Annotated in this window: 14 protein-coding genes and 1 tRNA gene; 7 read left to right on the forward strand and 8 right to left on the reverse strand. The window is 67.3% G+C overall.

What is annotated here, in order from left to right; translation table 11 throughout:
- The first annotated feature begins 206 nt into the window (after window positions 1-206).
- A complete protein-coding gene (locus tag ACVWYS_RS15930) occupies window positions 207-1,508 on the forward strand; it encodes an MFS transporter (RefSeq protein ID WP_456510046.1) in 1,302 nt (433 codons plus the stop codon).
- On the opposite strand, the gene ACVWYS_RS15935 is transcribed toward ACVWYS_RS15930, so the two are convergent.
- Window positions 1,505-1,978: a DUF2231 domain-containing protein gene (locus ACVWYS_RS15935; protein ID WP_456510047.1), complete on the reverse strand. Its 474-nt coding sequence runs from the start codon at window positions 1,976-1,978 to the stop codon at window positions 1,505-1,507. The two genes, ACVWYS_RS15930 and ACVWYS_RS15935, sit on opposite strands and share 4 nt — an antisense overlap.
- Before the next feature lie 93 nt (window positions 1,979-2,071).
- Here ACVWYS_RS15935 and ACVWYS_RS15940 point away from each other — a divergent pair, with 93 nt between their 5' ends.
- Window positions 2,072-3,031 (forward strand): hypothetical protein, encoded by a 960-nt coding sequence (locus ACVWYS_RS15940; RefSeq protein ID WP_456510048.1) that lies wholly within the window; start codon window positions 2,072-2,074, stop codon window positions 3,029-3,031.
- Between the two features lie 36 nt (window positions 3,032-3,067).
- Window positions 3,068-3,301: a hypothetical protein gene (locus ACVWYS_RS15945; protein ID WP_456510049.1), complete on the forward strand. Its 234-nt coding sequence runs from the start codon at window positions 3,068-3,070 to the stop codon at window positions 3,299-3,301.
- Window positions 3,302-3,470: 169 nt separating this feature from the next.
- Here ACVWYS_RS15945 and ACVWYS_RS15950 read toward each other — a convergent pair whose 3' ends face one another.
- From ACVWYS_RS15950 to ACVWYS_RS15980, 7 genes are all read right to left on the reverse strand, one after another.
- Window positions 3,471-4,316: an aldo/keto reductase gene (locus tag ACVWYS_RS15950; protein ID WP_456507495.1), complete on the reverse strand. Its 846-nt coding sequence runs from the start codon at window positions 4,314-4,316 to the stop codon at window positions 3,471-3,473.
- Between the two features lie 62 nt (window positions 4,317-4,378).
- Entirely contained in the window at window positions 4,379-4,855 is a 477-nt protein-coding gene (locus tag ACVWYS_RS15955) for a hypothetical protein (protein ID WP_456507496.1), read from the reverse strand.
- 7 nt (window positions 4,856-4,862) lie between these two features.
- Window positions 4,863-5,546: a bacterial proteasome activator family protein gene (locus ACVWYS_RS15960; protein WP_344363039.1), complete on the reverse strand. Its 684-nt coding sequence runs from the start codon at window positions 5,544-5,546 to the stop codon at window positions 4,863-4,865.
- Between the two features lie 193 nt (window positions 5,547-5,739).
- Window positions 5,740-5,931 (reverse strand): YbdD/YjiX family protein, encoded by a 192-nt coding sequence (locus ACVWYS_RS15965; RefSeq protein ID WP_344363036.1) that lies wholly within the window; start codon window positions 5,929-5,931, stop codon window positions 5,740-5,742.
- Between the two features lie 13 nt (window positions 5,932-5,944).
- Window positions 5,945-8,287, reverse strand: coding sequence for a carbon starvation CstA family protein (locus ACVWYS_RS15970; protein WP_344363034.1), 2,343 nt, complete (start codon window positions 8,285-8,287; stop codon window positions 5,945-5,947).
- Window positions 8,288-8,504: 217 nt separating this feature from the next.
- On the reverse strand, window positions 8,505-9,041 hold the full coding sequence (locus tag ACVWYS_RS15975) for a PadR family transcriptional regulator (protein WP_116768353.1): 537 nt from the start codon (window positions 9,039-9,041) through the stop codon (window positions 8,505-8,507).
- A 215-nt stretch (window positions 9,042-9,256) separates the two neighbouring features.
- Window positions 9,257-10,240: an NAD(P)H-quinone oxidoreductase gene (locus ACVWYS_RS15980; RefSeq protein WP_456507497.1), complete on the reverse strand. Its 984-nt coding sequence runs from the start codon at window positions 10,238-10,240 to the stop codon at window positions 9,257-9,259.
- A gap of 157 nt (window positions 10,241-10,397) precedes the next feature.
- Here ACVWYS_RS15980 and ACVWYS_RS15985 point away from each other — a divergent pair.
- From ACVWYS_RS15985 to ACVWYS_RS16000, 4 genes are all read left to right on the forward strand, one after another.
- Window positions 10,398-10,485: transfer RNA gene (locus ACVWYS_RS15985), tRNA-Ser, on the forward strand.
- Window positions 10,486-10,712: 227 nt separating this feature from the next.
- The gene (locus ACVWYS_RS15990; RefSeq protein WP_456507498.1) at window positions 10,713-12,044 is read left to right on the forward strand and encodes a hypothetical protein; all 1,332 of its coding nucleotides are present in this window, start codon (window positions 10,713-10,715) and stop codon (window positions 12,042-12,044) included.
- Window positions 12,045-12,114: 70 nt separating this feature from the next.
- The gene (locus ACVWYS_RS15995) at window positions 12,115-12,942 is read left to right on the forward strand and encodes a glycosyl hydrolase (RefSeq protein ID WP_344363025.1); all 828 of its coding nucleotides are present in this window, start codon (window positions 12,115-12,117) and stop codon (window positions 12,940-12,942) included.
- A gap of 266 nt (window positions 12,943-13,208) precedes the next feature.
- Window positions 13,209-14,012, forward strand: coding sequence for a VOC family protein (locus tag ACVWYS_RS16000; protein WP_456507499.1), 804 nt, complete (start codon window positions 13,209-13,211; stop codon window positions 14,010-14,012).
- Window positions 14,013-14,017: the final 5 nt, after the last annotated feature.

Here is a 14,017-nt window from a genome sequence, read left to right on the forward strand (position 1 = left end):
AACGGTCCACTTCGCCCAATATTTCCTCCCGCGCCACGGCAGGGCCACAGCGCCCTGACCTGCGTATTGTCTTTTTCCGAGTCGTCGGCGAGCCTTAGGGAATGGAACGGCCCGGCCGCAGGCTGCCAGCCCGGCAGCAGGAAAGTCCGCCGGCACGGACCGGCGGACGGCGAGGCCTGCGGGGGCGCCCGCAATGGGGCACAGTAGTGGCGTTCGGCCTAGTCAGCCTCGCCACGGACATGGTGTCCGACGGCGCCCGGCCGCTGGGAGGTCCCCTGCTCGCCCAACTCGGCGCATCAGCGCTGTTTGTGGGTCTCGTGACGGGCGCCGCGGAAGCCGCGGCGCAGGGGCTGCGGCTGGTGTTCGGTCCTTGGGCGGATCGCACCGGGAAATACTGGACTTTCACGATGGCCGGGTACGTGCTCACGGCGGTGTGCGTCCCGCTGCTGGCGTTGGCGCCCTTGGCCGGATCCGCCGGACTGGCACTGGCGGCCGCGCTCCTGATCGGGGACCGGGTTGGCAAAGCCGTCCGTAGCCCGGCAAAGACCGTCCTGCTGGCTGCCGCTGCCGGGCCGGTTGGGCGGGGCCGTGGCTTCGCCGTCCACAAATCCCTCGATCTCGCTGGCGCGCTCCTGGGCCCGTTGCTCGTCTCCGCGGTGCTGGTGGCCACCGGCTCGCTGTCGGCGGCGTTTGCGGTGCTCGTCGTTCCGGCGGCGGCCGCGCTGGCGATCCTCGTGTGGTTGCGTCGCAGGGTGCCGGACCCGGGCGACGTCCCGGCAGCACCCGTTGCCGCCGTCACCGAGTTCCCCGCAGACGCCGCGGCACCGGGCTCCGCTCCCGGGTCCGTCCCAGCTTCGGCACCGGGTTCTTCGCCAGCTTCGTCGTCGGGTTCCGTGCTTCTCCCTGCGAACGGCGGCCGGCCGGCGTCGGTGTTTTCCGGCGCCTTTGTCCTGTTTGCCGCCGCCGCCTTCTTCTGGAGCGCCGGCCTGGTGGCTTTCGGCGTCATCTCCTACCATCTGACGGCCGACGTGGCGGTTCCCGTCTCAGTCGTTCCGCTGCTGTACGCGGCCGCCATGGGGGCGGCCGCCGTCGGGGCCCTCGCCAGTGGCGTCCTTTACGACCGTGCCGGGGCGGCCGTGCTGCTCGGCCTTCCCGTGCTGATCGCGGGGGTGCCTGTCCTGGCCCTGGCGCCGAGTGCCGGCGTCGTTCTGGCCGGTGTCCTGGTCTGGGGCGCCGCCACGGGCATCCAGGACTCCACGGTCAAGGCGTTGGTGGCCGATCTCGTGCCGCAGCCCCGGCAGGGCACCGCCTACGGGGTGTTCGCGGCATTCGAAGGGGCCGGGGCGTTGGCGGGCGGGGTATTGTACGGATCGCTTTACGGCGCGCGGCCGGTGCTCATTGCTGCGGTGGCGGCGCTTCAGGCGGCGGCCCTCGTCCTGCTCCTTATCACCCTGCACAGAAGCCGGCGCCCGTCAGCGGGTCACGGGCGTGCCGAAGCGCTGACTTAGCGGCTCCAGACGGACGCCGCGCCGGAATGCCCTGTGATGACGCTTTGGTAGATGAAGAAAGCGCCCGCGACGGCGCCGGCAATGAGGAGGACCACTCGGACGATCCGGTTGTCCCGCAGTCCGCGGAGGAACGCCAGACGCCGGCCGAAGGGCTCATAGGTGACCACCAGCATGGCCGCGACGATGACGAAGAAAATCACCGAAAACACCTTGAGCACATCGCCCTGCTGGGCATGCTCGCGGACCAGGGCCGACGCCGGACGGGCCTTCTCCAACTGCTCGCCGGCCTGAGCCGTCACCACCGTTATGGGAACCAGAATCAGCGACAACACGCCCAGCGGCCAGGCCAGGTAGCTCCGCCAGCGCGGTGCCACGGCGTAGACAATGGCGCCCAGACCCGCAAGCGGTCCGAACACCACCACGGCGTGGACGAGCAGGACGTGGGCCGGTAGCCCGCCAATTTCGATCAAGTGAATACTCCTCAGTATCGGGGCGCCGCCGGGTCTCATGACAAGGCCGCGAGCCGGTGCTCGCGGCCGAGCCGGGACTTCTATGATTCTTGCATGGGAACCCCGGGACTTGCGGGCATTGCCGGGCCGCTGTACGCGTTGCCGTACGGCGAGTTTGTTGCGGCAAGAACGGCTGCCGCCCGCCGCCTCAGTTCCGAGAACATCGCTGCCGCGGGGCAGAGGGCCCTGGCGGCCGAGGTGCGGGCCTTGCCCAAACCCTCCCTGGCCGCGTGGGCGGTGAACATGATGGCGGCGCACAGCCCCGAAATGCTGCGGGAGCTGTCCGAGCTGGGGACGTCGATGCAGGCCGCGCAGTCCGCCCTGGACGCTGCGGGCCTGCGCCTCCTCTCACAGGAACGGCGGCAGCTGCTCTCCGGTGCCGTGAAGGCGGCACGCGAACTGGCAGTTCGGCAGGGCCGGCCGATCAGCGACGCCGTGGCCGCGGAGGTGGAGCAGACACTGCGGGCCGCCACCACGGACGCCGGGGCCGCAGCAGCCGTTCAGAGCGGCTGCCTGCTCCGGGCACTCTCGGCGGACGGGGTCGACGTCGTCGATCTCGCCGGCGCGGTGGCCGTCCCCGGCAGCCTTCCGGCCCGGGAAGCCGACACCCGGGCCGTGCACGGAGGAGCCGACGACGGAGAACCGCCAGCGGTGCAGCCCCGTCTCCGGGTTGCCGGGAAAGCGCAGGTGACCCCGGCGCCGTCGGCGGTGGAACGGGCCCGGGCCCGGCTGCAGGAGGCCAAAGAGTCCGCCGCAGCGGCCGACGACGAGGCACGCGGCGCGGCGGCGGAACTGGAGGAGGCTGCAGCCGATACCAGGCGGTTGGCCGATGAGGCGCACGAGCTCCGGCGGCGCCTTGATCTGGCCGAAGCCGAGCTCAAAGCGGCACGGAAGCGTCACGAGCTGGCCGCGGCCATGGCTCAGCAGACGGCGAGGGCCGCGGACCGGGAACGCCGCAAGGAAGTCCTGGCCCGGGAACGCATGCTGCGGCTCGGCAACACGCCGGAGGCGTGAACTCTTAGTGTCGGAGGTCGGTTGCACACTGGAGTCATGGAGAACAACCAGGATTTCCAGCAGCATTTCCCGCAGCACTGCGACAACGCACAGGACGGCGCGCAGTACTTCGAAGTCACGTACTGGGACACAGACTCCGGCCGGATCCGCACCGAGAGCTTCGATGACGCTGCCGCCGCGGACCGCTTCGCCAGCCGGTGCGTTTCGGGCGAAGACGGCTGGGCGGTCGTGGATGCTATCCCGGGAAAGGTACGCCGGGCCGCCGCCTGAGTCCGGTGCGGCACAGCGCACGCCGGGTCGGCACCGTCCCGTCCTGCGGGAACGGCCGGGCAGCAGAAAGGGCCTCCACCCCGTGCGGGGTGAAGGCCCTCTGCGAACGCCGGCCGGGTCAACCGGCATGATGCTGTGAAGCGCCGGGCCGGTGCCCTAGGGCTGTTGCTTAAGCGAAGTCTGAGACTGCCGGGTCCGGGCCGATCCTGCCAGCGCCTTCGGCGGAACGGTCCAGTCCGTTGATGGCCTGGACGTCGGTCTCGTCAAGGGTGACATCGAGGGCCGCGTAGTTCTCGCGGATCCGGGATTCGGTCACGGACTTCGGGATGACGACGTTGCCGATCGCCAGGTGCCAGGCGATGACTACCTGGGCCGGGGTGGCACCGTGCTTGGCGGCAATCTGGGCAATGACGGGGCTTTCGAGGAGCTCGCCGCCCTGGCCCAGCGGCGACCATGCCTGGGTGAGGATGCCCTTGGAGGCGTTGAATTCGCGCAGGTCGGCCTGGTTGAAGAACGGGTGCAGCTCGACCTGGTTGATGGCCGGCACCACGCCGGTCTCGTCGATCAGGCGCTGCAGGCCCTCCTTGGTGAAGTTGGAGACGCCGATCGTCTTGACCCGGCCCTGCTTCTGGAGCTCGATGAGAGCCTTCCAGGTGTCAACGTACTTGTCCTGCTGGGGCTGCATCCAGTGGATGAGGTACAGGTCCAGGGTCTCGAGGCCCAGCCGCTCCATGGACTCCTCGAATGCCTTCAGGGTGGATTCGTAGCCCTGGTCCGCGTTCCACAGCTTGGTGGTGATGAAGATTTCCTCGGGCTTGAGGCCGGAACGCTCGATAGCGCGGCCAACCCCTGCTTCGTTGCCATAGATCTTGGCGGTGTCGATGTGGCGGAAGCCGGCCTCGAAGGCCTGGACAACCACCTTTTCGGCCACGTCATCTTCAACCTGCCACACCCCGTAGCCAAGCTGGGGAATGGTGTTGCCGTCATTGAAAGTCAGGTCCGGTGAAAAAGTCATATAACTATCCTGCCAACATCGGTGCAGTCCGGCTAGCGCCAGGGCGAAGCTAAGCTAGGCGCTTAACCGGGAATACCCGGCGTCGGGCCGCTGCCGGTTGCCTCGGCAAGCCGCCGTTCGGCGTCGTGGACGTGTTCCAGTACGGCGTCGGCGCGCCGCCGCACGGACGCAGCGCCCGCCGGGACAGGCCCAACGGCCAGGCGGAGCATCGCCGCCGCTTCCGCCGTCATGGCCAGTGAATTGCCCGCCGTGGAGAGGGCGCGGTGGACACCTGCCAGAGGCCCGGGAATGTCCAGTCCGTTACTGGGATATCGCCGCTGGGCCTCCACGCAGATCTCCCGGACCCTGGGAGCGAGCGCGGAAAGCTGGTTCGCGACCTCGACGAGCTCGCCGTACAGTGCCTCGTCCTCGACCCCTTCGAGGACCTGGTGGTAGCGGTCCAGTCCGCGGTTGAAGCGGTCATGGGCGCGCCGCCAGAGACCCTTGCCAAGTTCGGCGTCGTCCCTGCGCCCTTGCCGCGCCGCGCTGAAGAAGCCCAAGGTCGCGCTAAAGGTACTGGCCGGGACCGTGGTCCGGGTCGGCGGGCTCGGGAGGCTGGGAGGGGTCAGCGCCTCGGCGGGGCGCGGCGGCGCGAACCGGTTCGCCGTTCTCCCCGATGATGACGCCGGGTGCGATCACCGTTCCCGGCGGCAGCTGACGCAGCTGCATCTGCGCGTAGGCGTGCTCTCGGGCGGCGTGCTGAGCCGCGATTGCCGTCTGGATGCCGTGGAAGAGCCCCTCAAGCCAGCCGACCAGCTGGGCCTGGGCAATCCTGAGTTCGGCGTCGGACGGGGTGGCGTTCTCCGGAAAGGGTAGGTTGATCCGCTCGAGCTCCTCAACGAGCTCCGGGGCCAAGCCGTCCTCGAGTTCCTTGATGGAGCGCTCATGAATTTCGGCCAGCCGGACCCTGGCCGCGTCATCCAGGGGTGCCGACTTCACTTCGTCCAGCAGCTGCTTGATCATGGTGCCGATCCGCATGACCTTCGCGGGTTCGTCTACCAGGTCCTGAAGTTCGCTCCCCCGGGGCGGTCTGGGTACGGGGCCTGGAGCGCCGGCGTGGCCGTCCGGGACTGAAGCCGGCAATGCCACCGGCGCTCCGGGCAGGGGCAGGACGTCGTCCACGGGTGTGCCTTCGACGGGCACGTCGTCGGCAGTTTGATCTCCGGGCTGAGTGTCGTGCTGATCGCTCATGGCTTCATACTCTCACGCGTCCGGAGGCGCGGGTCCGGCGTCCGCCGGAAGCGGAAGGGCGCCGTCGGACACGATTGTGCCCGACGGCGCCCTTCCCCCGGATCCTTGACGGCGTCCCGCATTCGGCCGGTCAGCGGCATATGCCGCCCGCCACCACCGGGTACATCACGACTGCGTGTTCAGCAGCGGCGGCTCAGCAACACCGCCCTTGAGGGGTGGCGTCCTGGCGGTCGGTCCGGTCGCGCCAGAACTCCCGCTCCGTCAGGGCCGGACCGGCATGACCGGAGGCCTCGTGGTGTTCCAAGTACTTCTTGTAGGCATCCGCGCCCAGCACCCCGCTGAGATACCCGGCAATCCCCCGAATCCCGGCGATTACCACGTTCATGGCCGACTCCGCATCAGTGGTGTCCGGACTTTTCCAGCCGCTGCCCGGCCGGAAGGCTGTTCCACTCGGCCACGAGTTCGCGCTCCGCCGGGGTGGGGATGAACCCTGCCGGGGCGAAGACGCGGGAGGCCTGGGCGGGGTCTTCGTGCTCGGCGTTGGGCAGCCCCGCGGCCGTGTTCCGCAGGGCCTTGATAGTTGCAATCACGGCCGTGATGATGACGACGATGCTCAGCACCACGAAGATGATCGACAGCCAGCCCTGGATCATGGTGTTGCGCACCACGGCCTCCATCGCCGCCTGGGTCTTGGCAGTGCCGAAGGAGGTCTTACCGTCCGCAAGCGCCTTGGCGAAGGCTGCGTTGTTGGCGAAGTAGCCCACTGCCGGAACGGGCGAGAAGATCTTGTAGAAGCTCGCCGTGATGGTCACGACGGCGGCGAACGCCAGCGGCACCGCCACGATCCACAGATACTTCAGGGCGGTGCGCTTGGCGGCGATGGCCAGGCAGACCGAGAGGGCGATGGCCGCCAGCAGCTGGTTCGCGATCCCGAACAACGGGAACAGGGTGTTGATTCCGCCGAGCGGGTCGGTGACGCCCATCAGCAGCACCGCACCCCAGGCAACCACCATGATGGCGGTGCAGAGCCACGCCCCCGGACGCCAGGAGTGCTCCTTGAACTTCGGAACGAAGTTGCCGATCGAATCCTGCAGCATGAAGCGCGCAACCCGGGTACCGGCGTCGACGGCCGTGAGGATGAACAGTGCCTCGAACATGATGGCGAAGTGGTACCAGAACGCCATCATCGCGGTGCCGCCGATGAACTGCTGCATGATGTGAGCCAGGCCGACGGCGAGCGTAGGCGCGCCGCCGGAGCGGGACACGATGCTCTGCTCCCCCACGTCCTTGGCCGTCTGCGCAAGGTCGCCGGCGGTGATGTTGACCCCGGACAGGCCCAGGCTGTTGACCCACGCGGCTGCGGTTTCGACAGTGCCGCCGGTCAGCGCCACGGGTGCGTTCATGGCGAAGTAGATGCCGCGGTCAATGGAAATGGCGGCCACGAGGGCCATGATGGCCACGAAGGATTCCATGAGCATGCCGCCGTAGCCGATCAGGCGGGTCTGGCGTTCCTTTTCGATCAGTTTCGGCGTGGTGCCGGACGCGATCAGCGCGTGGAAGCCGGACAGGGCGCCGCAGGCGATCGTGACGAACAGGAACGGGAACAGGGAACCGGAAAAGACCGGGCCGTTGTCGCGGCTGGCGAACTCGCTGAACGCCGGGACGGTGATCTCGGGACGGACCACGATGATCGCCAGGGCCAGCATCACGATCACGCCGATCTTCATGAAGGTGGAGAGGTAGTCGCGGGGGGCCAGGAGGAGCCAGACGGGAAGAATTGCGGCGATGAAGCCGTAGATGATGAGGCCCCAGGCGATGGTGACCTTGTCCAGGTGGAAGAACGCGGCACCCCAGTCGGTGCCTGCCACCGCGCCGCCGCCGATGATGGCGGCCATGAGGAGCACGAAGCCGATGATGGAGACCTCCATGACCTTCCCCGGCCGGATGTAGCGCAGGTACACGCCCATGAAGAGGGCGATCGGAATGGTCATGCCCACCGAGAAGACGCCCCACGGGCTTTCGCCCAGGGCGTTGACGACCACCAGGGCGAGGATGGCCACGATGATCACCATGATCAGCAGCGTCGCGACCAGGGCGGCGGTGCCGCCGATCACGCCAAGCTCTTCGCGGGCCATCTGGCCCAGGGAGCGGCCGCCGCGGCGCATGGAGAAGAACAGGACGAGGTAGTCCTGGACGGCACCGGCCAAAACGACGCCGAGGATGATCCAGATGGTGCCTGGCAGGTAGCCCATCTGGGCTGCGATGACCGGGCCCACCAGCGGGCCGGCGCCGGCGATGGCGGCGAAGTGGTGGCCGAAGAGGACGTTGCGGTCTGTGCGGACGTAGTCCTTGCCGTCGGCCTTGTATTCGGCCGGGGTGGCACGGCGGTCGTTGGGCTTGAGCAGGTAGCGCTCAATGACCTTGGAGTAGAAGCGGTAGCCGATCAGGTACGTGCACACTGACGCGAACACAAACCAGATGGCGTTGACGGTCTCGCCGCGGATGATGGCGAGCATGAACCAGGCGACGCCGCCCAGCAGGGCGATGGCCGCCCACAGCGCGATCTTGGCGGGGGTCCATGTGCGATCCGCGGCGTCGCGGACCGACTCATCCACCGACGTCCGCGGAAGGGACGGGTCCGGAACGATCCCGTCGTCGAGCTGTACTGTTCCGTGCGTGCTGACTTCTTGCGTGGTTCTGTGTGTGCTGTCGCCTTGTGTGCCGTCTGGCATTGTGCCCATGTCTCCTCCTCGAGAATCCCAGCTGGGCAGCCCACCGGTGCAGAACTGCCCCCCGCACCCTACCAACGCGGCCGCGCCCCGGCGCCGCACCTGCGCCCGGCGGTGCAGTCCGCGCGACGAGCGGTCGGCCGGACGCGGTGAACGGTCCGGGGGCGCGGCTGGGCTAGGGCCCTTGAGGCCGCGGCCGGGGGCGGCGGGGTAGGCCGGGGGCCGCGGTCTAAGCCGGGGGGTTGCTGAGCTGCATCAGGCGGGCCTCGCAGAGGTCCAGCCAGCGCACTTCGGCCTCGGTCTGGAAGATGAGGGAGTCCAGCACCAGGACTCTGGCGGTATCGGCCGGGCGCTGGAGGGCGGCGGTGTCGCGCCGGGACTTGGTGTACTCCTGCAGGGCCCGGATGGACACGGCGCGCTGGGCCTGGATGATGGCGCCGACGTCGGTTCCGGGAATCGTCAGACCGAGCGCGAGCTTGATGGCCAGTTCATTCCGGGGCGGATTCGCGCGGGAGACCGGGAGCGCGAACCACTCCCGGACCTCGGTTCGGCCGGCCGGGGTGATGCTGTAGATGATGTGCCCGTCGCCGTCGCCGCCGTCTTTTTGGACGAGTCCGTCGCGTTCCAGCCGGTCTAAGGTGGTGTATACCTGCCCGATGTTCAGTGGCCAGGATGCTCCCGTGCGGTCCTCGAACTCGGTCCTGAGCTGGTAGCCGTAGCGCGGCCGGTCCTGCAAGAGGGCGAGGAGACTGTGGCGGATAGACATGGCACTCCCGGAGGGCAGGAAACCACACAGCATACACGCGCCCCAAGACGCGTGTATACCGCGTATGGAATTACATTATCGTCATTCATGGACCGACAGCAAAACAGCGCATGCCATTGATGGAATAAGTCGTTGCCGACCTACTGTTTGACCTGCGGATTAAGACCCGGCGGGGCCGTGGCGTCTAGTCCACAGCGTCCGCTCCGAGCCCGGCGCTACATGACCAACAGGACTTTGCCGACGTGGTCGCCTGAATCAAAGTAGGTGTGCGCGGCGGCGACCTGGTCCAAGGGGAAGGTCTTGGCCACGAGGGGCCGAATCCTGCCGTCGGTCAGCATCGGCCAGACGGCGTCGCGGACGGCGTTCATGATGACGGTCTTTTCCTCGACCGGTCGGGGACGCAGTGCCGTGGCGATGATGGCCGCCCGTTTGCGCAGCAGCTGCCCTAGGTCCAGTTCCGCTTTCGCTCCGCCCTGCAGCCCGATCACCACCAGACGTCCGTAGTCGGCGAGCGCCTCGACGTTCTGCCCAAGGTACTTGGCGCCGACGACGTCGAGTATCACGTCCGCCCCTTTGCCGCCGTTCTGCGCGCGCAGGCTCGCGGGGAAGTCTTCCTCCGCGTAGTTGATGGCGATGTCAGCGCCGAGGAACGCCTTGGCAGTGCTGACCTTCTCCGCGTTCCCGGCCGTCGTGGCCACCCGCGCGCCGATGGCTTTGGCCAGCTGAATGGCCATGGTGCCGATACCGCCGGTGGCTCCGTGGATGAGGACGGTTTCGCCCGGCTGCAGTTGCGCCGTCATGATCAGGTTGGAATAGACGGTGGCCGCGACCTCCGGCAACGATGCCGCAGTGACCAGGTCCACGCCGTCGGGAATCCGCAAAACCTGCCCGGCGGGCACGGCAACCTTCTGGGCGTAGCCGCCGCCGGAGAGCAGCGCCACCACCTTGTCCCCCACCGAGAACGCCTTGGTGACGCCCGGGCCGAAGCCCGCAATCCTGCCGGAGACCTCCAGCCCGGGGATCTCGGAGGCGCCCGGGGGCGGCGGGTAGAACCCCTTGCGCTGCTGGACGTCCGCACGGTTGAGGCCGGCGGCCACGACGTCGATCAGAACCTCGCCGGGGCCGGCCACCGGGGCCTCGACCTCACGGACTTCCAGGACCTCGGGTCCGCCGGGCTCAGAGATATAGACAGCCTTCATGGAGCACTCCCGATTCCTAACTGGCCCCGCGCACCTGCGCCGCGATCGCCAGGTCCGATCAACATCTCTCCCCAGAATATGGCGGGGAGCCATACGCGTCCGCAAGCGCAGCGCGTTTTTTGTGGCAGCCGACTGCCTATGAAAGACTACTCGTTAGGGAAGGTTGTCCGAGCGGCCGATGGAGCTGGTCTTGAAAACCAGTGTGCGGTAACCCCGTACCAAGAGTTCGAATCTCTTACCTTCCGCGAGAGCGCAGAGTCTGCGCGATGCAGTTAGCGCAAAGTTTGCGCGGTTCAGGGGCCGGTTGAGGCAATCGAGAGATTGTCCCAGCCGGCCTCACTCGTTCCCCGGCTCGCTCGTCCGGCATTGCGGCCGAGGGTTTCGCTTTGCATGCCGCAAGATCAGCGCATTCTTTCCGCGTGACTAGCACTCTGATGCCCAAAACGCAAAGCTGGGCGGTACGATCAGCCTCGTGAAGAAGAACACCACCAGCATCACCAGCATCTTTGGCCTCAGCCTTGCGCTGACCTTTGGTGCCATGGCGGTGTCTCCAGCCGCCGGCGCTGCCACCCAAACCACCGCAACCCGCTCCGCAGGCGCAGCGGCCCCCTCGGTCACGGCAGCCCCCATGACCAGGGCCGCATACAATGCATCCTTCGTCCTCCTGGCGGCGGACTATCAGGCCGCCGCCCAGCGTTTCGTTGACGCTCAGGCCAGCGAATACGCCTACCAGGCGAGCCTCCGGCCCACCCTGGACAAAGCACTCGCGGCCAAAAAAGCCGACATTGACGCCACCAACGCGGCCTACGACAAAGCGACCGCGGCGCTGAGCAAGGCGAACAGCGCACAACGGCCCGCGCTCGACAGGGCTCTGGCAGCGGAAAAGGCGGCGTACGCCCAGAAAGCCGCCGAGCACATCAAAGCCATGGATGATCTCGCCACCGCCCAAGACAAAAAGCGGCCCGCCCTGGATGCCGCTATCGCGGCCGAAAACGCTGCCTTCGACCGGAAGACCCAGGCCTACGCCAAAGCCGTCGCCGACCTGACCGAAGCGAATAACCGGGTCAAACCAGCGCTCGAACAAGCCATCGCCAACGAATACGCCAAATACGCCAGCACGAGAGCGGCCTACGACGCGGCAGTAGCCAAAGCCAATACGACGCTCTCCGCGAAGAAAGTCGCCTACGCCAAGGAATACGCAGCGGCGAAAACCACCGCAGCGAAGGACCTGGCCAAAGCGACGTACGCGAAAGCCACAGCCAGCTACACCGCTGAAATCGCCGCACTCAAGGCCGCGTACGCCAAAGAGGCCCCCGCCCGGGACGCCCGCATCCAGGCGCTCCGCGACGGGTACACCCAATCCAAGGCAGCCTACACAGCCGCGCGAGCCCAGCTGGCGGCACAACGCGACAGCGAATACCGCGCCAAATCCGGCCGCATCGAAGCCCTAAAGAACGCCTACACCCAGTCCAAGGCCGACTACAAGAAGGCCCGGACGCAGCTCAAGAACGCCTACGCCAAGGAAGCCCCCGCCCGGGACGCGCGGGTCGCCGCCCTCAAAGACGGGTACACCAAATCCCAGGCCGACTACAGCCTCAAACGGGCCCAGCTGGCGGACGCGCACGCCAAGGCCGTGGCCGACTACAAAGCCAGCACCTCTGCGCTCCGCACCAAATACGCCCGGACAGTAGCCGGCAATGGAACCCGGCTGGCGGCCACCGTCACCGCCTTCGCGGCGGCAGGGACGAAATACACCACGGCGCTGGCGCGTCTGCGCGCAAGCTACCCTGCGTACAAAAGCTGACCCCTGAAGCGAAAGGCCCATCGAACAGCGGGGCCAAGGCAGAACGCCCCACGACCTGATAAAGGAACCCATGGAACGCCGACACTTTCTCACACTCCCGCTGGCCGCTCTGGCGGTCCCCGGACTGATGGCAGCCGGTGCCGGCTCGGCTAATGCGGCCACTCCTGTCCGGGCTCTCAAAGGCGCATCCAACGGCGGCAGTGACGCCCTGTCATTCAGGCAGATCACGAGCCTCAACCCCGACTGGTATTACACCTGGCAGGCCACGCGGACCTACACCGGCAAACCCTTCGTCCCGATGATCAAGGACGGCAGGAGACTGCTCCAACAAGATGCGCTCGGCTTTGTGAACCGGGAGCTGAGCCAGACGAAAACCGCCAACCTCCTCGGCTTCAACGAACCCGACCACCCGCTCCAGGCCAACATGTCCGTCGATGAAGCCGTCCGGCTGTGGCCGCTGCTGCAGACGACCGGGCTGCGGCTCGGTTCTCCGGCCACGATCAGCCCGGACGCCAAATGGCTGGACCAGTTCATGCTCCGGGTCAAGCGGGAAAACCTGCGCGTCGACTTCATGACCATGCACTGCTACGCCTGGCCGGACACCGCAGACTTCCTCAGGAAGGTTGCCCGCCTCCACGACAAGTACCAGCGCCCCGTCTGGGTCACCGAATACGCCGTCGCAGACTGGAATGTCTCCAAGACCCACAAGAACGAGTTCACCCGCCCGATGGTCGAGAAGTTCATGCGCGAGACCGTCGCTGGCATGCGAAAGCTGCCGTACGTCGAACGGTTCGCGTGGAAGAACCGCCCCATCAACGACCCCCAAATGGGCACGTCTTCGCTGTTCAAACTGGACGGCACGTTGACATCAACGGGCAAGCTCTACGCGTCACTCTAAGCGCGCGTGGTGCGCGTTTGCGGCGGTGCTTGACCGCTTGTTGACCGCGCGGGGAGCACGACGGCGGCCGCAGCGGAGCACGGGTTGAGTGCGGCCACGCGTGCTGCCATTTGCGCCGCGGACAGCCTCCCCATTGAAAGTGTCGGGGCCCCGTCATAGTCTCGCTGTGTCTCCACCAGTTCGTCTCCACCACAACGCCTCCAACACGCACACTAGTCCGGCGGCCGCACGACGATGCCAGTCCGCCACAGAGAGCAGGAGTCCCCATGCCCACACCCGACCACTCCAACGGCGCACCATGCTGGATCGACCTCATGACATCGGACGCCGAGAAGGCGAAGTCCTTCTACGGCGCACTGTTCGGCTGGACCTTCCAGACCGGCGACGCGGAAAAGTACGGCGGCTACATCACCGCCTCGAAGAACGGAAAGTCCGTGGCCGGCATGATGCAGCAGCGGCCGGACCAGGCAGCCTGGCCCGACATGTGGTCCACGTACCTGCGGTCTGAGGACGCCGCGGCCACGGTCGAGGCTGCGACGGAGCATGGCGGGCAGGTCTATATGGAGCCCATGGAAGTTCCCGAGCAGGGCAGCATGGCCATGATCGCGGACGCCACAGGCGCGTCGATTGGCGTGTGGCAGCCGGCCGAGATGAAGGGCTTTGAGCTGGCGGCCGAACCGGGCGCGCCGGCCTGGCATGAGCTCCACACCAAGGACTACGTCACTGCAGTCAAGTTCTATCAGGACGTGTTCGGCTGGGACACCGACGTCATGAGCGACACCCCGGAATTCCGCTACACCACGCTGGGCGCGGGACCGGCGGCCAAGGCCGGCATCATGGACGCTTCGGCCTACCTGCCCGCGGAGGTTCCCTCCAATTGGCAGGTCTACTTCGCCGTGGAAGACACGGACGCCACGGTTGCCCAGGCCGTCTCCCTCGGCGCCACGGTGATCCAAGAGGCGGAGGACACCCCCTTCGGCCGGCTCGCGACGCTGACCGACCCCACCGGCGCGATGTTCAAGATCGTGGCTGACACCGGCCAGGGAGGCCAGCCCGCTGCGGACGCGTAGCCCCG

Source organism: Arthrobacter sp. TE12231, from assembly GCF_054062895.1.